12 protein-coding genes are annotated in these 18,325 nt (G+C 64.9%); 7 read left to right on the top strand and 5 right to left on the bottom strand.

Features of this window, described 5'->3' with window-relative positions:
• The first annotated feature begins 15 nt into the window (after window positions 1–15).
• The 7 genes from QUE25_RS07160 (at window position 16) to QUE25_RS07130 (ending at window position 10,937) form a co-directional block, all read left to right on the top strand.
• Window positions 16–2,562: a PEP/pyruvate-binding domain-containing protein gene (locus tag QUE25_RS07160; protein WP_286268444.1), complete on the top strand. Its 2,547-nt coding sequence runs from the start codon at window positions 16–18 to the stop codon at window positions 2,560–2,562.
• A 69-nt stretch (window positions 2,563–2,631) separates the two neighbouring features.
• The gene (pta, locus tag QUE25_RS07155) at window positions 2,632–4,692 is read left to right on the top strand and encodes a phosphate acetyltransferase (RefSeq protein ID WP_286268443.1); all 2,061 of its coding nucleotides are present in this window, start codon (window positions 2,632–2,634) and stop codon (window positions 4,690–4,692) included.
• 145 nt (window positions 4,693–4,837) lie between these two features.
• On the top strand, window positions 4,838–6,112 hold the full coding sequence (locus QUE25_RS07150) for a heparan-alpha-glucosaminide N-acetyltransferase domain-containing protein (RefSeq protein ID WP_286268442.1): 1,275 nt from the start codon (window positions 4,838–4,840) through the stop codon (window positions 6,110–6,112).
• 88 nt (window positions 6,113–6,200) lie between these two features.
• Complete coding sequence (locus tag QUE25_RS07145; RefSeq protein WP_286268441.1) at window positions 6,201–7,391, top strand: acetate/propionate family kinase; 1,191 nt, start codon at window positions 6,201–6,203, stop codon at window positions 7,389–7,391.
• Between the two features lie 72 nt (window positions 7,392–7,463).
• Complete coding sequence (locus QUE25_RS07140) at window positions 7,464–8,240, top strand: SDR family NAD(P)-dependent oxidoreductase (RefSeq protein ID WP_286268440.1); 777 nt, start codon at window positions 7,464–7,466, stop codon at window positions 8,238–8,240.
• Window positions 8,233–9,000: a lysophospholipid acyltransferase family protein gene (locus QUE25_RS07135; RefSeq protein ID WP_340312731.1), complete on the top strand. Its 768-nt coding sequence runs from the start codon at window positions 8,233–8,235 to the stop codon at window positions 8,998–9,000. Before QUE25_RS07140 ends, QUE25_RS07135 begins: the two co-directional genes overlap by 8 nt.
• A 14-nt stretch (window positions 9,001–9,014) precedes the next feature.
• Window positions 9,015–10,937, top strand: coding sequence for a glycosyltransferase (locus QUE25_RS07130; protein WP_286268439.1), 1,923 nt, complete (start codon window positions 9,015–9,017; stop codon window positions 10,935–10,937).
• A 45-nt stretch (window positions 10,938–10,982) separates the two neighbouring features.
• Here the strand turns inward: QUE25_RS07130 and QUE25_RS07125 are convergent, their stop codons facing one another.
• From QUE25_RS07125 to QUE25_RS07105, 5 genes are all read right to left on the bottom strand, one after another.
• Window positions 10,983–11,738, bottom strand: a complete 756-nt coding sequence (locus QUE25_RS07125) for an ABC transporter ATP-binding protein (protein ID WP_286268438.1) — start codon at window positions 11,736–11,738, stop codon at window positions 10,983–10,985.
• The gene (locus QUE25_RS07120) at window positions 11,738–12,631 is read right to left on the bottom strand and encodes an ABC transporter permease (RefSeq protein WP_286268437.1); all 894 of its coding nucleotides are present in this window, start codon (window positions 12,629–12,631) and stop codon (window positions 11,738–11,740) included. Before QUE25_RS07120 ends, QUE25_RS07125 begins: the two co-directional genes overlap by 1 nt.
• 3 nt (window positions 12,632–12,634) lie before the next feature.
• Window positions 12,635–14,647 (bottom strand): glycosyltransferase, encoded by a 2,013-nt coding sequence (locus QUE25_RS07115; RefSeq protein WP_286268436.1) that lies wholly within the window; start codon window positions 14,645–14,647, stop codon window positions 12,635–12,637.
• The gene (gene glf / locus QUE25_RS07110) at window positions 14,644–15,834 is read right to left on the bottom strand and encodes a UDP-galactopyranose mutase (protein ID WP_286268435.1); all 1,191 of its coding nucleotides are present in this window, start codon (window positions 15,832–15,834) and stop codon (window positions 14,644–14,646) included. Before glf ends, QUE25_RS07115 begins: the two co-directional genes overlap by 4 nt.
• A gap of 145 nt (window positions 15,835–15,979) precedes the next feature.
• Window positions 15,980–18,283: a polysaccharide pyruvyl transferase family protein gene (locus QUE25_RS07105; RefSeq protein WP_286268434.1), complete on the bottom strand. Its 2,304-nt coding sequence runs from the start codon at window positions 18,281–18,283 to the stop codon at window positions 15,980–15,982.
• Between the last annotated feature and the right edge of the window lie 42 nt (window positions 18,284–18,325).

The raw sequence follows: 18,325 nt of genomic DNA, 5'->3' as shown, positions 1-18,325 counted from the left end.
CCCTAGTCTTGGCTCATGGAGAGCTACAACCGGGCGAGCACGGGCATCAGGGGGCTCGACCGCATCTTCGATGGTTTGCGGCTCGGCGACAACGTCGTCTGGCAGGTCGACGGTCTCTCCCAGTACCGCGCGCTGATTCAGCCGTTCGCCAAACGCGCCCGTGACGAGGGGCGCCGGCTGGTCTACTTCCGTTTCGGATCGCATGCCCCGCTGCTCGATGACCTCGACGGGGTCGAGATCGTCAAACTGGACGCGTCGTTGGGGTTCGAGAGCTTTGCCTCGGCGGTGCACAAGATCATCACCGAGACGGGGTTCGGCGCCTTCTACGTCTTCGATCTGCTGACCTCGCTGCTGTACACCTGGCGCAGCGATCTTGCCGTCGGCAACTTCTTCAAGGTCACCTGCCCCTACCTGTTCGACCTCGACACGGTCGCCTACTTCGGGCTGATCCGTCGTGAGCACACGTTCGCCACCCTGGCGATGATCCGCGACACCACCCAGCTGCTGCTCGATGTCTACCTCATCGGCGGGGAGACGTACGTCCATCCATTGAAGGTCTGGCTACGGCATTCACCGACGATGTTCTTCCCGCACCTGCTCAGTGGCGACGAAGCCGATCCCATCACCAGCAGCGAGGCCACCGCACGACTCTTCTCGGCCGCCTCGCACCGGGTCGATCCGCCCGACCACTGGCATCGCGTCGTCCAGCAGGGCTGGGCCGCGCTCGACTCGCTGGACGCCGCGGTACAGCGGGAAGCCGCCGACGAACTCATCGACATGTTCATCGGACGCGAGGGACGCGTGGTCGAGCTGTGCCGCGAGTACGTGACGCTGGCCGATCTGCTGACGGTGGCGATGCGCGAGATCGGCACCGGCTACATCGGCGGCAAGTCGGTGGGCATGATCGTGGCCAACGCGATCCTCGATCACGATCCGGAAGCCCGCTTCACCCCCCGAATGGAGCAGAACGACTCGTACTTCTTGGGCAGCGACCTGTTCTACACCTACATCATCGCCAACGGCTGGTGGAAGCTGTGGGTGCAGCAGAAGAGCCACGACGGCTACTTCACCGCGGGCGCCTCACTGAACCGCAAACTCGCCACCGGGCGCTTCCCACCGGTGGTGCGCGAACAGTTCTTGTCGATGCTCGAGTACTTCGGGCAATCCCCCATCATCGCCCGCTCCAGCTCGTTGCTGGAAGACAACTTCGGCAATGCCTTCGCCGGCAAGTACGAATCGGTCTTCTGTGCCAATCAGGGCACTCCCGAAGAGCGGTTACACGCGCTCGAGGATGCGGTGCGCACCGTCTACGCCTCGGCGATGAGCAGTGAGGCCCTCGAATACCGCCGCAACCGGGGGCTCGACAGCTCCGACGAGCAGATGGCGATCCTGGTGCAACGGGTCAGCGGAGACCACCACCAGGGATTGTTCTTCCCGCACGCGGCCGGGGTCGGGAATTCGTCCAACCTGTATGTCTGGGACCCCGACATCGACCCGGACGCCGGCATGCTGCGGCTGGTGCTGGGCCTGGGCACCCGCGCCGTGGATCGCACGATCGCCGACCACGCCAAACTCATCACCCTCGACGATCCGACCCGCGAGATCGACACCACCGATGCCGCCCGCAACACCCAGCGCTACGTCGACGTGATGAGCCTGGACGAGAACAAACAGGTCACCAAGCCGCTCGCCGAGATCCGCAAACTCGACATCCGGGCGGACTGGGAGCTGTTCGTGTCCACCGACACCGAGACGCTGCGCTGGCTGCGGGAACACAATCGTCCGATCAGGCAGACCCCGAAGGTGCTCGACTTCCGCGGCCTGATTCACCACACCGACTTCGCCCCGCTGATGCGCGATATCCTCGCCAAGCTCTCCGAGGCCTACGACTATCCGGTCGACATCGAATACACCGTCAACATCAATGAGAACGGCGAACCACGCATCAACCTGCTGCAATGCCGCCCCTTGCAGACCCGCGGGCTCGGCGAGGCGGTCGCGATGCCCACCGACGCCGACCCCCGGCACACGCTGTTCGAATCCAGCGGCAGTTTCATGGGCGGCAACGTGCGGCTGCCGATCGACCATGTGGTGATGGTTCGTCCCGACACCTATCTGGAGCTGGGCCAGCAGGACCGATATGCCGTGGCGCGTGGCATGGGCGTGGTCAACAAGCTACTCTCCGCCGGTTCGTTCATGATCATGGCTCCCGGACGCTGGGGTACCACCTCCCCGTCGCTCGGCATCCCGGTGCACTTCACCGAGATCAGCAATGCGGCGGCGATGGTGGAGTTCACCTATCCGGCGGGCGGCTTCATCCCCGAACTGTCCCAGGGCAGCCATTTCTTCCAGGACCTGGTGGAGTCGGGCATCTTCTACGCGGCGATCTTCGATCAGCGCCCCGACGTGTCGTTCCATCCGGAGCTGGTGACCGACCGGCCCAACCGGCTGGCCGACCTGGTGCCCGATCTGGCCGGCCTGTCGAATGTGCTGCATGTGGCCCGGTTCGACGAGCTGGTGCTCTACTCCGATATCGCCTCGCAACGGGTCATCTGCTGCTGACCGGGCCGGCGGGCCGGGCGAATCATGCAACCCCGCGACAACTGCGCGGAATCGTCGTATGTTCACTATGTGACCAACAAAAGCGTGTATGTTACATCCCCCGATGGGCTAGGCGGCAAGAGCGCCATCGCCCTGTGCCTCATCGAGGCCCTCTCACGTCAGATGGATTCCGTCGGTGTCTTCCGCCCGATGGTCCGCGATGACAACGACGAAGTTGCCAAGGCACTGCTGGCACATTCGGGTATCGACCAGACCTACGAAGAGACCATCGGCGTGCTCACCGACGCTGCGCTGGACGATCCCGAGGCTGCGCTGAGCGAAATCATCTCGAAGTACGGAGCGCTGCAGGACCGTTTCGACACGGTCGTCGTGGTCGGCAGTGACTACATCGGTGCGGCATCGCCGACCGAGCTGGCCTTCAATGCCCGGGTGGCGGCGAACCTTAACTCCCCGGTGCTGCTGGTGGTGAGCGGACGCGATCGCACTCCCGAGGAGGTGGCCGCCTCGGTGGAGCACGCCACCAAACAGTTCGAGGACCTGCACAATCATGTGATCGGCGTGATCGCCAACCGCGTCGACCCGGTCTCGATCGACCAGGTTCGCGCCGAACTGGGCACGCTGGGGCTCAGCTTCTGCGCGGCGCTGCCCGAGAACGAGCTGCTGCGCGCCCCCAGCGTGCGGGCTCAGTTCCGGGCTTTGGGTGCGAAGTTCCTGATGGGCGACGAATCAGCGCTCGACCGCGAATCGCTGGGCACCGTGGTGGCCGGCATGACCCTGCCCAATGTGCTGACCCGCCTCGAGCCGGAGTGCTCGATCGTGACGGCGTCCGACCGCACCGACCTGCTACCCGGCCTGCTGGCCGCCCACAGCTCCGACAGCTTCCCGAACCTGGCGGCGATCTTCCTGACCGGCGGCTATCCGCTGCCCGATTCGATCCGCAAGTTGCTCGATGGCCTGAAGGTACAGGTGCCGATCGGGCTCGTTCAGCGCGGCACCTTCTGGACGGCGTCCAAACTGCACGATCTCAAGGGCTCGGTGATGAGTTCGCCCCGCAAGCACGCCGAAGCCCTACGCCTGTTCCACGAGAACGTGGACGAAGCAGCGCTGCTGAGCGCCCTGGACGTCAAAACCGCGGCCCTGCGCACCCCGCGCATGTTCGAATACCAGATCATGCAGAAGGCCCGCAGCGACAAGAAGACCATCGTGCTGCCCGAGGCCGAAGACCCCCGCATCCTGGAGGCCACCTCGATCCTGCTGCGCCGCGGCGTTGCCAATCTGGTGCTGCTCGGTGAAGAGGACAAGGTGCGCGCCGACGCCGCCGCACTGGGCTTCGACATCACCGGCGCTCGCGTCCAGTCGATGCACGACCCCCAGTTGGCCGATCAGTTCGCGGCGAAGTACGCCGAGTTGCGCGCCAAGAAGGGTGTCACCATCGAGCAGGCCCGAGAGAAGATGACCGACCCGTCCTACTTCGGGACGATGATGGTCTACCTGGGCATGGCAGACGGCATGGTCTCCGGCGCCACCCACACCACGGCGAACACCATTCGTCCGGCCCTCGAATTCATCAAGACCAAGCCGGGCGTCAAAGTGGTGTCGGGTTCGTTCCTGATGTGCATGCCCGAGCAGGTGCTCGTCTTCGCCGACTGCGCCGTCAACCCGAACCCCAACCCCGAGCAGCTGGCGACGATCGCGATCAGCACGGCGGCGACGGCGAAGGCCTTCGACATTGAGCCGCGCGTCGCGATGCTGTCCTACTCGACCGGCACATCGGGTTCGGGCGAAGACGTGGACGCGGTGGCTGCCGCGACCGAACTGGTCAAGCAGACCAACCCCGATTTCGCGGTGGACGGCCCGATCCAGTTCGATGCGGCGATGGATCCGGCGGTCGGCAAGTCGAAGATGCCCGGCTCCCAGGTGGCAGGCCAGGCCACGGTCTTCATCTTCCCCGACCTGAACACCGGCAACAACACCTACAAGGCCGTTCAGCGCACCTCCGGCGCGATCGCGATCGGCCCGGTGCTGCAGGGCCTCAACAAGCCGGTCAACGATCTCTCGCGTGGCGCTCTGGTGGCTGACATCGTCAACACCGTCGCTATCACCGCGATCCAGGCACAGACCGGAATCTGATCGGCCGCGTCGGCAGTCTTCGTGGCCGGGTGGCGATCTGCTGCCCGGCCACTGCCGTCTTCACGCCGCAATCCCCCGCGGGCTGGCCGTCTGCCCGCGTTCGGGGCCGTTGGCGCAGCGCCTTCGGGGTGAAAGAATGGCGCTCGTGTCCGAGGAACAGACGGCTGTCTACGGCCGGGCCGCGAACGACGAGACCACCGCAGTGCGGGGGCCTGCCCGTGCCGCGCCCGAATCGGCAGCCGACACGGTCAGATCCGGCGCCGGCGACGATCCGGTGGCCTATCCGATCAGCCCGGGAACCGGCGACGATGCGGTGACCAAACCGCAAACCGGCCCGGCCCGGCCCGACGCAGCCAGCCCCGCGGACGCAGGCTCGTCCGCAACACCGCAGGCGACCCCGGCCAAGCCACCCCGCTTCTATGCCCTGGACGCCTTCCGCGGGCTGACCATCGCCTTGATGGTCTTCGTCAACTGGCCCGGCAACTGGTACCTGCCCGGGGCCTTCGGGCACAGCGAGTGGAGCGGCCTGACACTGGCCGACACGGTCTTCCCGGGCTTCCTGGTCGCCATGGGCACCGCGATGCCCTACGCCACCCGCACAAGCTGGCGCAATGCACTGGGGCGCACATTCAAGCTGTTCATGCTCGGCTGCGTGCTGGTCTCCTACAAGTACATGGTCCCGATGGACATCTATCCGGCGGGCATCCTGCAGATGACCGCGATCGCCTACCTGCTCGTCTGGCTGGTCACCCGCACGCCCCGCTACGTGCAGTGGTCGATCATGGCTGTCTTCTTCCTCGGCATCACCGCGGCCTGGCTGTGGTACTCACCTGCCGGTGTACCGGCAGGATCCTTCACTCAGGATGCCAATCTGGCCGACTGGTTCGACACCACCGTGCTGGGCATCGGAGCCAATCCGGAGAATCCGCACGGCTGGATACAGGCTGCCAGCTCGGTCTATATCGGCTACCTCGCCGGGGAGATCTCGCGGGCGACGAGCGGTCTGCGCAGAATCGGCTGGCTCGCGACGCTGGGCGCCGGCACGCTGATACTCGGCGTCGTGCTCGCCGTCGTCATCCCACTGAACAAGTACCTGTGGACGCCCAGCTTCGTCCTGGTGACCGGCGGCATCGCCGTACTGGAGCTGGTGCTGCTCGCGCTCATCATTCCGGCGAGCAGCAAGGGTGGTCTGCTGCGTCCACTGGTGGTGCTCGGCGGTCATGCGATCGTGGTCTATGCGTTCTCCGAGACCATCGTCGGGCGAGCACACAATGTCTGGTTGTGGCCCTACTGGGAACCGCTGGTGACCGAGCGTTTCGGTGAGCTATTCGCCGGTGCCTTGTTCCCCGCCGTCGCCGTGCTGTCCTGTTTCGCACTGGCCTACGCGATGGAGAAGCTGAACATTCATGTCCGCCTGTAGCACGCATATTGTCGCAAGAGGCGCCCGCCGCGCTCGGGCTGTAAAGTGAAGTGGCGTTGCACGTATCAGCAAGGGGGCCCTTACCATCATGTCCAAGCCGATCCTCGTCCTGAATTGTGGGTCAAGTTCGATCAAATACCAGATGATCGACGTCGAGAGCGAAGAACTGCTAGCCAAGGGCATCGTGCAGCGCATCGCGACCGGCACCACCGGCACAGTTGATCACGAAGTGCTGGTCGGCGAGATCGGCGAACACCACGTCGACCAACTGCTCGACGACCACGAGACTGCACTGGCCACCGTTTTCGGTCTTTTCGATGAGCACGGCCCCGACCTGACATCGACCATCGCTGTGGCCCATCGCGCCGTGCACGGCGGTGACAAGTTCGCCGATCCCACCCTGGTCACCGACGAAGTCGTCGATACCCTGCGCGAGCTGTCGCCGCTGGCTCCGCTGCACAACCCTGCAGGCATCTCCGGCATCGAAGCGGCCCGCAAGCTGCTGCCCGATGTTCCGCACGTCGGCATCTTCGACACCGCCTTCTTCGCCCGGCTCCCAGCCGAGGCCTACACCTACGCGATTGACGTCGACCTGGCCAAGCGCACCCGGATCCGCAAGTACGGTTTCCACGGCACCTCGCACCAGTTCGTCAGCCAGGAAGTGGCCAAGCTGCTCGGACGCGATGACCTCAAGCAGATCGTCTGCCATCTCGGCAACGGAGCATCCGTGTCGGCCGTCGACTCCGGCCACGCGATCGAGACGTCGATGGGCCTGACCCCGCTCGCCGGTCTGGTGATGGGCACCCGCTCCGGTGACATCGACCCCGGCATCGTCGGCTATCTGAACCGCGAGCTCGGCCTGAGCTGCGCCGAGATCGACGACGAACTCAACAAGCGTTCCGGCATGCTCGGCTTGACCGGTCATACCGATATGCGCGATGTCGAGACGGCGATCAACGCCGGCGACGAGCAGGCGAGGCTCGGGCTGGATGTCTACATTCATCGCCTCGTCTTCTACATCGGTGGCTATGCCGCCCTGCTGGGTGGGCTGGACGCGCTGTCCTTCACCGCCGGCGTCGGCGAGAATGCCGCCACGGTCCGTTCCGAGGTCTGCGCACGGCTGGGTGTTTTCGGTGTGAAGCTGGACGAGGAAGCCAACGCGCAACGCAGCAAGCAGGCCCGCATCATCTCGGCTCCCGACTCGTCGGTAGCCGTGCTGGTGGTGCCCACCAATGAAGAACTGGCGATGGTCCGCCAGGCCGCCGAGCTGCTCGGCTGAGCTGGATCCTTTTACACTCAAGGGCTGCGCCGACCATCTCGTGGGCCGGCGCGGCCTACTAGATTGGACAACATGGCGACAGCATTGGTCACGGGGGGCACCTCGGGTATCGGAAAGGCCTTTGCGGCCGAGCTTGCCGGACGAGGATACGACCTCGTCCTGGTGGCACGCGATGAATCCCGCCTCAGCCGAACCGCCGCCGAGTTGCACGACCGTTACGGATGTGATGTCGAGACCCTGCGCGCCGATCTGGCCGTGCGGGGCGATCTCGATCCGATCATCGACCGGCTGACCGATCCCGACCGTCCGGTCGATATCTTGGTCAACGACGCCGGCTTCGGGCTCAATGCTTCACTGCTCGCCGAAGACACCACGATCCAAGAACGCGCCATGGCCGTCATGTGCACCGCCGTGCTGATTCTGGCCGGCGCGGCGGGCCGGTCCATGAAAGCCCGTGGGCAGGGCATCATCATCAATGTCTCGTCGGTCTCGGCGTGGATCGTCAAGGGCAATTACTCGGCGATCAAACGCTGGGTGCTGACCTACACGCAGGCACTGGCTCTCGAACTCGACGGCACCGGGGTGCAGGCCAGCGCGGTCTGCCCGGGCTGGGTGAAGACGGAGCTGCACGAACGCGCCGGAGTCGCTCGTCCGAAGCTTCCCGGCTGGGCGTGGGTGGAGGCGTCAGAGGTAGCCCAGTGCGCCTTGGACGGGGCTGCCGCCGGTAAGACCGTGGTGATCCCGACACGCAAGTGGCGGGCTGCGGTGTGGTTCCTCGAACACAGTCCGGGTGCTCTCGCGCGGACCGTGTCCAGCAAGATCACCAAGTCGAGGAGGTCTGATGGCTAAGCTCGGCGGCGGCAAGAGACGGTTCACCAATCCGCTGCAGATCGCGGCGAGCACCACGGCTCAGCAGCTACTGATGAAACCGGCAGTGTGGAGCGTGCTGAACGTTCATGTGCACGGCGAACAGAACCTGGACGGAGCCGAAGAGCCGTTCATCGTCATCGCCAATCACTCGTCCCATTTCGATGCGCCGCTGGTGATGGGCGCGCTGCCCACCCGGTTGAGCAAGCATCTGGCAACCGGCGCGGCGGCCGACACGTTCTTCACCAAGAAGGCGAATGCGATAGCGATCGAGCTGTTCATGAATGCCTACCCGGTGAACCGGGGAGCCACCCGCGACCATCGAGGCATGTCGAAGCAGCTGCTCAGCGAGGGCGTTCCACTGTTCATTTTCCCCGAGGGCACCCGCTCCCGCACCGGCGGCATGGGCCCGTTCACTCCCGGCGTGGCAGCCCTGGCGATCTCGTTCAACTGCCAGGTGATTCCGGTGGCCATCGTCGGCTCGTTCGCGGCCTGGCCGGCCAAGGAGAAGCGCTGGCGTCCGGGCAGGCCGGACGTGCACGTGGTCTTCGGCCTGCCGATGCGCCCTCGTCCTGGTGAGATCGCGCACGAGTTCAACGAGCGGATGCGCCGCAAGGTGATCGAGATGCACGATTCGACGGCCATCGCCTACGGCATGCCGACCCAGGCCGACATGCTGCACCGCGCCGCTCTTGAGCGCGCGCCGAAGCGCCCCGACGACGGTCCACAGGCCAGTTCCTAGTAGGCTCACGCACTATGAGCAGTGACGCATCGTCCATCGGCGTGGCCGCCGTGGTTGTTACCTTCAACCGCCTGGGCCTACTGCAGCGGCTGCTCACCCGGCTGCGCACCCTGGGCGCACTCGACACCATCCTGGTGGTCGACAATGCTTCCACCGATGGCACCGGCGAATGGCTCGCCGAGCTCTGCGCAGCCGAGCCGCGCGTGCAGTATCGGACACTGCCGGTCAACGCGGGCGGGGCCGGCGGATTCCACGCCGGACTGCAGTGGGCCTACGACACCGGCGCCGAGCTGGCCTGGATGATGGACGATGACGGTCTGCCGACCCCCGAGTGCCTCGATCAGCTGCTGGCCTACCGCGGCGAGTTCGATTTCTGGGGACCGGCGGTGCTGGCCGAACAGCGTCCCGACGAACTCTGTTTCCCGATCCGGCTGCCGGGTACCGCCACGGTGCTGCGCACCCTCGATGATCTCCAGGATGCCCAGGTCGACGGAATCGTCGCCGACGTGGTCATTCCCTTCAACGGGGTGCTGGTGACCCGCGAACTGGTGGAACGCATCGGCACGGTGCGCGCCGATTTCTTCATCTGGGGCGACGATGTCGAGTATCTGTGGCGGGCTCGTGAGGCCGGCGCCCGGGTGGCGACCGTGGTGGACGCGCACTTCCTGCATCCGGCGACCGACGACTTGGGCACCCCGATGATGTGGGGACTGACCACCTACAATCATTCGCCCAGCGACCTCAAGCACTACTGCATGGCCCGGAACAACACCGTCAACCTGAAAGCCCACTACGGCCTGATGCACGCGGCCATGTTCTGGGCGAAGACCGCCTGGTTCTACACCTTCGTCAAGCCCAGCGCACATCGTCTGGCCCTGTCGGCGCAGGCTGTCGCGGCCGGGTTGCGCGGTGATTTCACCGGGCACCGACAGTTCCTGGCACCTGCTGCGGGTGCGGTTCCGGCTGCAGCGGGTCCAGGATCGGTGGAGTCCGACAGCCGGCACCAGGCAGCACCCGGGCCGGCTCCCCTGGACGAGACCGTCGCAGTCGTCGTGGTCACCTACAAGCGCTCCGAACTGCTCGACAAGCTGCTGGACGCCCTGGCCGCCCAGACTCGGCCGGCGGATGCGATCTTCGTCATCGACAACTCCTCGGACGAGCCCACCGCGCACGTATTAGCCGCCCACTCGGAGCTGCCGCTGATCGTCGATCACGTGGGTGAGAACCTGGGTGGAGCCGGCGGCTTCCATCGGGGATTGCGGGCCGCCTACAAGGCAGGATTCGACCGTATCTGGCTGATGGACGACGACGTGCGGCCCGCCCCGTGGGCTCTGCAGGCGCTGCTGACCGATGGCGGCGAGGTGCTGGCGTGCGTCCGCGAGAACCGGCACGGCAGGCTCGTGGAGAAGGCGGCGATCCGCTTCGATCTCACCAACCCGCTGCGGCTGCGCCCCAAGACCGCGACCGTCGACAGCACCTTCCCCGACCGGGCATCGATGCCGCCCCGGGTGCGCATCGAGAATGCCGCCTTCGAGGGTTTCATGGTGCATCGCGATGTGGTCGGCGAGATCGGCTACCCCGACCCGAGCTACTTCATCTTCTACGACGACTGCGACTACGTTATCCGCGCAGAGCGCGCCGGCCACGACGCGTATGCGGTGCGCGATGCCCTGATGCGCCGGCACTACGAGTTCGTCCAGACCAACGACCTGGCCAGCTGGAAGGGCTACTACATGTACCGCAATCTGTTCGCGGTGCATCTGCGCTACGGCACGAACCTGCTGGTCAAGCTCAAGCCCATCGTGCTGACCGCCGGTGTGGTGGCGCTGTCGCCGGTGCGCGGTGGCCTCCGGGAGACCAAGAACGTGCTGCGGGCGCTGCGGGACTCGTGGGGTATGCGCCGTCTCGACCCACGCGCTCTGCCCGACCCCGACTAGCAGCGGCCTGGATCCCGAACCCCGCCAGCAGCCCCGGCGGGACGATCAGTCGGGCATCGTGGAGCGCAGGAAATCGACGGCCTCGCCGATATCCGAGTCGTGGACGACCTTCCCGTGCTCCAGCACGATGCCGCGATGGCAGATCGACTTGATGAGTTCCAGGTCGTGGCTGACCACCACCAGGGTCTGGCCCGCATCGCGCAGTTCGCGCATCTTGGCGATGCACTTGCGCTGGAACGGCTCGTCGCCGACGGCGAGCACCTCGTCCACCAAGAAGATGTCCGGCTGCGAGTGCACGGCCACCGAGAATGCCAGCCGCATGTACATGCCGGACGAGTAGAACTTCACCTCGGTGTCGATGAACTTCTCGATGCCACTGAACTCCACGATGGATTCGAAGCGCTCGTCGACTTCCTGCTCGCTCATGCCCAGGATCGCGCCGTTGAGGTAGACGTTTTCGCGTCCGGTCAGGTCGGGATGCATGCCCGCACCGACCTCGATCAGTCCCGCGATCTTGCCGCGTACCCCGATCGATCCGGCGTCGGGCAGCATCACGCCGCTGATCAGCTTGAGCGTGGTCGATTTGCCCGACCCGTTGAATCCGAGCAGCGCGACTGCTTCGCCCTGCTGAATGGTCAGCGAAACCCCGTCGAGCGCCTTGAATCTCTCGCTGAGGTCGCCCTTGCGTCCGGTCACCCACCACACCACATACTCCTTGATGGAGCGGGTGTGACGCAGATCGAACTCCTTGTCGACATCTTCCAGCTGGGCCATCACCAGGCCATTCGAGGTCTCGTTCATCACAGCTCCTGGGCGAACTTGCCCTCAAGACGGTGGAAGATCAGCTGTCCCAGTCCCAAGGTCACCAGCGCGATAAGCGAGCTGAGTGCCACGCCGAGCACCCAGTGCGGCGGCATCAGGCTGGCTGCGTCGGCACCGTCGACCAGCACTCCCCGGGTGGGCATCCAGAAGCAGTAATGCGACAGTTCGACGGCCATCGCCAGCGGATTGAGCTGGTAGATGGTGAACAGCCAGGGGGGGAAGGCGTCGGCGACCATGTGCCACTGGTAGAAGACCGGTGAGAGCCAGATCGCCACCATCATGAGCAGTTCGATGAGGTTCTCGGCATCGCGGAAGAAGACGTTGAACGCCGCGAACGCCAACCCGATGCCGAGCGCGAATGCGCAGATGATGAGCAGCGCGAGCACACCACCGAGCAGGCTGTAGATCCCGGGACGCCATCCGAAGACCAGCGCACCGATGATCAGCACCACGATCTGCGGCACCACGTGGACGAACGCCACCCACACGCTGCTCACCGGGAACAGCTCGCGCGGCAGATAGATCTTGCCCACCAGCGGCGCATTGAAGATGATCGATCTGGTGGTGTTGGAGAGGATCTCGTTGAAGAAGTTGATCATCACCATGCCGCTGAACAGATAGACCACGTAGCTGGGGATGGAGTCGCCCAGTCGCAGGAATCTGCCCATCGCGATGTAGTACACCAGCAGCTGAACTGCAGGCTTCACATAACTCCACAGCATGCCCAACGCGGAGCCGCGATATCGGACGCGCAGCTCCTTCTTCACCAGAAGTTGGAGCAAGAACCTCCAGCGCGGCAGCGCCAGCAGTCCGATACTGTGCCCCGGCGGACGAAGTGGTTCGTCAGCCAACTCGACGGAATTCGTCGCCACCAATCATGCCCTCTCGGCGTTCACCTTCTGCGGCTCGTCCTGATCCGACGAAATACCGAAGGTCTTCTCCCATTCGTCCAACGAGACGATGTGCGGCAGTGCCTCCTGGTACTGCTTGCGCAGCCGGTCCCAGTTCGCCGCCAGCTCTGCGCGGGCGGCCGCGCTGCGGGCCAGCAGATGCCGCAACTGTTTCGGATCACGACGGTACCAGGCTGCACCAGAACCGTCGGCCTTGGTCACCAGCGCGGAATCGTACTGACTGAGCACGAAGTACTTGCTGTTCGCGTGGCTGATCGATGCCTCCGGGCGTTCCTGGGCCTTTTCACTGGCCGGCAGCAACTGCCGCACGATGGTCTTGATCGTCCACGGGGCCAGTGTCGCCATGTTCGGGGCCTTCGGGCGGGTCTTGAACTTCGGCTTGCCGGTGCGCGACACCGCCGGATAGGCGTCCGGATCGGCCTTGTACTGGGCATCGCTGAACTGCTGGGTCAGCTCGCGAAGCTTGGGCATGCGGGTGAGGATCGATTCGTGCAGATGCTCCGGGCCCGAAAGGATGTCGCTGATCGCCAGCAGCCGGATGGTCTGCGCGTAGTACTCCGCCGAAACCGCATGCTTCACATCGAGGGTGGACAGTTCGTAGAGCAGCCGGCCGCCGCGTTCGTAGGGCGAGTGCAGCAAAGCGGTCAGGATGCGGTTGCGCTCGTGGAAGTAGGCCTGCCAGTCACGCGAATCGTCCTTGTCACCCCACGAGATGTGCCACAGCCCGGCACCCGGCAGCGTGACCGTGGGAACGCCGATCTCTGCGGCCCGCAGGCTGTACTCCAGATCGTCCCACTTGATGAAGATCGGCAACGAAAGGCCCAGTTCGGCGATCACCGAGACCGGCATGATCTCCATCCACCAGCCGTTGTAGTCGACGTCGAGGCGGCGGTGCAGCACCGAGCGGCTGCGCAGGTTCGCTGCGCCCAGGTCGACACGGCCCTGGGTGTCTTCGAGCGGACCCCACAGCCAGCGCCACTTGTTGATGCCCTCACCGAACGAGTGGGCGACCGACTTGTCGTTGAGGTCGAACATCTGGCCGCCGACGATCGTGCGGTGGCGGCACAGGCTGGCGAACTTCGCCAGTCGTTCGATGCTTTCGGGTTCGACGGTGACGTCGTCGTCCAGCACCATGTGGAACTCGGCCTCATTCGCCTTGACGGCCTCGTACATGCCGCGGGAGAAGCCGCCCGAGCCACCCATGTTGCCCTGGTAGATCATCCTCAGGCGGTCACCCAGCAGCGCGGCGGCCTGGGGGAACAGTTCATCGTCCTTGACGTTCTTGTTGCCCTGATCGACGACGTACACCCGCTTGACGATGTCTTTCAGGTTGTCGGCGGTGGCCAGCGTCATCAGGGTGCGAGCGCAGTAGTCGGGCCGGTTGAAGGTGGTGATGCCGATGCTCAGCGAGACCGGACGCACCGGCTCCGCGTTGACCTCCCAGCGACCCGAGACCAGCCGGGCGCCCTCCTCGCCGGCGACCAGGTCGAACCAGTACCAGCCACCGTCGGTGAACGAGTCCAGCGGCAGGACGAAGCTGACCTGATTGGCGCCGGCCTTGGTGCGCTTGCTGTCGACCCGCTGGGCACGGCCCTCGGCGTTCGACTTGTAGACCATGATGTTCGCGGCGCCCTCGATGTCGACGACGAGCCGCACCTTCGTGGCGACGGTCCACTGGCGCCAGTAGCTGGCGGGGAATGCGTTGAAGACGGTGGCCAGCGAGAACCGCAGACCCGCCGGCAGGACGCGGGTGCCGCCGTCCTCGGCGATCAGATCACCGCGATCGATCTTGGCGCCACCGTTCACCTCGACGTCGAACTGGCCGCCTCGGCGTCCGGGGGCGTCGGGGGTCTGAATCGGTGCAGCCCGCCCGAAATCCACATACAGCGGCAGGGTGTCTTCCTCGCCGGCCGAGGGGAAGACGATGCGGGCGACCTGCGTCCACGTCGTCGGGGTTGCTGCGGTTTCGGTGCTCACGCTTCCACGCCTCCACTCTTCACGGGGTCGCCATCGTTGAAGTGCGGCCTCAAGACGGTTTCGTAGGTCATCAACGCTGATGCGATGGCCATATGCATATCGAGGTATTTGTAGGTGCCCAGTCGTCCACCGAAGATGACCTCCGGCTCGGATGCGGCCAGCTCGCGATACTTGGCCAGCTTCGCCCGGTCGTCATCGGTGTTGATCGGGTAGTACGGCTCGTCGTCACGCTTCGCGAACCGGCTGTACTCGCGGTGGATGACCGTCTTGTCAGTCGGGTAGTGGCGCTCGGGGTGGAAGTGACGGAATTCGTGGATACGAGTGAACGGCACATCCAGATCGGCGTAGTTCATCACCGAGGTGCCCTGGAAGTCGCCGGTGTCGGTGAGTACCTCTTCTTCGAGGTCGATGGTGCGCCAGCTCAGATCACCCTCGACGTAATCGAAGTAGCGATCGACCGGACCGGTGTAGACGACCGGTACCGTGCCGACGACCTTCGACTTCGAGTACTCATGCGAATCGTCGAAGAAGTCGGTTTCGGTGAGCACGGTGATCAGCGGGTTGTCGATCATGCGGGTCAACCAGGCGCCGTAGCCATCGGTGGGCAGACCCTCGTAGGTGTCGTTGAAGTAGCGGTTGTTGTACGTGTAGCGCACCGGAAGACGGCTGACGATGGACGCCGGCAGGTTCTCCGGTTCGGTCTGCCACTGCTTGGCGGTGTAGTTCATGAAGAAGGCCTCGTAGAGCGGGCGCCCGACCAGCGAGATGCCCTTCTCGACGAAGTTCGACGGTTCCTTGTTACCCAGCTCCTGCGACTGCTCCTTGATCAGCGCCTTCGCCTGATCCGGGCGGTAGGCCGCGGAGAAGAACTGGTTGATGGTGCCCAGGTTGACCGGCATGGGGAACACGACGCCCTTGTGGGTGGTGTAGACGTGATGCTGGTACCCGGTGAAGCTGGTGAAACGGTTCACATAGTCCCACACCTTCTCATTGGAGGTGTGGAACAGGTGGGCGCCGTAGCGGTGTACCTCGATGCCGGTGATCGGTTCGGTCTCCGACCAGGCATTGCCACCGATGTGGCTGCGTCGTTCGACGATGACGACACGCTTGCCCAGGTCGTTAGCTACTCGTTCGGCAATCGTGAGACCGAACAAGCCCGATCCCACCACAACCAGATCCGCGTCCATGACTCTCCTGACGTACTCGCGCGGCACCGGCTCGGCACCTTCAGACAATCTACCTGAATCAGGCCGTGAGTCGCTCTTCCGGGGGTGATCCCATCGGGTCCGCGTATCCCGCGGTGGTTTCCGGGTCGAAAGACCCGTTGAGCGACTAGTGACCCGGACGACGAGCGATCCTGCGGAGGGTATCTCGGGGGCTGGAGGCCTTGCCCGTGGCATCGTCGGGACCGGTCTCTCGGAGCTGCTGCTCGATGAGATCCAGCCGTTCCAGGACCAGGTCCAGCTTGGCGTCGATCTCCTTGAGCAAGGGGTCTTCGCCCATCAGCTCGGTCATCCGCCGGGTCAGCCCGTCGGCCTCCCGCTCCATCGTCTTCGCGATGAACATCGGCAGTCCGATGCCGTTCTGGGCCGTCCACTCGCGCAAGTACGCGTCGCGCAGCGCCAGGTCACAGTCGCGATGGGCATCCCCGAGCGCGAACATCGAGTTGCTGTTCGCGCCGGTCGAATCCGGACGCTGGCGCCAGTCGGCCAGCCTGCGATCGATGTAACCCACCCGGAATTGCTGCAACAGCCGCAGATAGAACTCGTAGTCGCCGACCACCGGAAGCTGCTCGTTGTACAGCCCGATCTCGTCGTGCACCGACCGAAGATAGAGGATCGAGATCGGCACCATCCGGTTGACCTTCATGAAGTCGATCAACCGGGCACCGCGCAATTCGGCCCAGTACCCGAATCGGTGGTACTCCACGTAGTCGGCACCGACGAGGCGTTCGAGCACGATGTCGGTGCTGACCGTCACGGCCTGCTCATCGCGATGAGCCCTCAGATATGCCTCGGTCTGCTGCAGGAAGCAGGGCTGCCAGGAATCGTCGTCGTCATGGATCACCACGAACTCGCTGACCGAGTTCGCCAGTCCCAGATTGCTGGCGGCTTCCATGCCGTGCGAGACCGGATTGTGGATGACGCTCAGGCGTCCCTCCAGATCGTGCGCATAGCGGGCCAGCACCTCGTCGACCGGATCGCGGGGGCCGGCGTCGTTGACCACCACCAGCTGCCAGTCGGCGGCGGTTTGGGCGAGCACGTCCTGGACGGCCCGGTCGAGCATCGCGGCTCGGTCACGGGTGCGCATGATGATCGCTGCCGACGGTTCGACGTCCGCAGGCGCCGTCAGGCCGAAGCCCGCGGTTCTCGCCCGCACATTCGCGCTGAACCGCCGGACGGTTGCGACGGGCTCCAGCGGTTTCGGGGATTCGTCATGGCGCTCCAGGTCGGCGGCCACCCGATCCCACCACTGGGCCGCTGCTCCCAGTCGTCCGTCTCGTATCGACTCCAAATGTTCGCCCTCGGACCCGACCCCGGCCACAATCTCATCCAGCAGATCCGAGAGCACCTCGGACTCGCGGCCGGTCTGTGAATCCCACAGCGCGGCGAAGGGAACTGCGCCTTCGGCCCAACCCCAGTTGCGCAGAGCGCCATCGATGCGGCTCAGCCCGCAGCGGTCCAGACCGATCGGCAGGACGGACGCCCCGGCGAGCAGCCCGAACACGGCCGCGTGCAACCGTGTCGTCAACACCCACTGGCATTGGGCGAGCCGTTGGGCCGAGGCCGTGCCCGCCTCGATCGGAAAGACCGTCGCCGGATGCGAGCAGCGATCGGCCAACGCCTGATGGACCTCCTGATCCAACCCGCCGCCATCGAAATCGGCCATATGCGGGATGAACTCGATCGCGGCGCCCATGCGCTCCGCAAGCCCGTCGATCACCGCGGTCATCACATTCAGGTAGTCGTCTGCGGGAAAAGGCCACGGCTGCTCGTCCAGCGTCACAGCGATCCGGTTGGCCTTGGGAGCCGCCCAATCGACATCCAGCGATACCGCGTCGTCGATGGTCTGGAAGATGGCGGGATGACCCGGACGAAGCTGATTGGCTGCCCAGTAGCTATCGGCATCGCGCAACCCCACCAGGCTGCACAGATCCAGCAGCTCCGCCAGCACCTCACGGTCGCTGACCGAAAGATCGGGGCCGATGCTCTGCCCGGTGAGGATCACCGGTTTGCCTTGGCCGGCGACGATCAACGCCGTTGCCAAACGCTCGTAGAGCAGCCAGCCCGAGCGTGAGGTCAGCTCGCCGCCGCCGATCACCAGCCCATCCACACCGCGCAATTGGTCGATGATCGTGAAGACCTTGTCCCCGGCAGGCAGGGCTCGCCGATCGCCGGCCAAGACCGCGCGGATCTCGGCCAGATAGCGCTGCCGGTCCTCGGGCATCCAGGGGAACTCCAGCGCGAGAATCCTGTCGCCCGCCCGCTGCTGGCCGAAGCCCGGGTGGTGGCCTCGACAGATCGGGATCACGTCGATATTCCTCGACTGCAGCTGCCCTGTGCTCGAGACGCCGATCGCCTCATTGCCGACCCGATCGGCGGCCGGACTGGTATCGCAGAGCAGTGCGACTCGCATGGCATCTCCTCGAGAAGGGAGTCGGTCGATTCAGGCACGCAA

The sequence above is a fragment of the Brooklawnia propionicigenes genome, assembly GCF_030297015.1.
GTDB classification, from domain to species: domain Bacteria; phylum Actinomycetota; class Actinomycetes; order Propionibacteriales; family Propionibacteriaceae; genus Brooklawnia; species Brooklawnia propionicigenes.
Note: the sequence above shows the minus strand (reverse complement) of the source record. Positions and strands in the feature narration are given on the sequence as shown.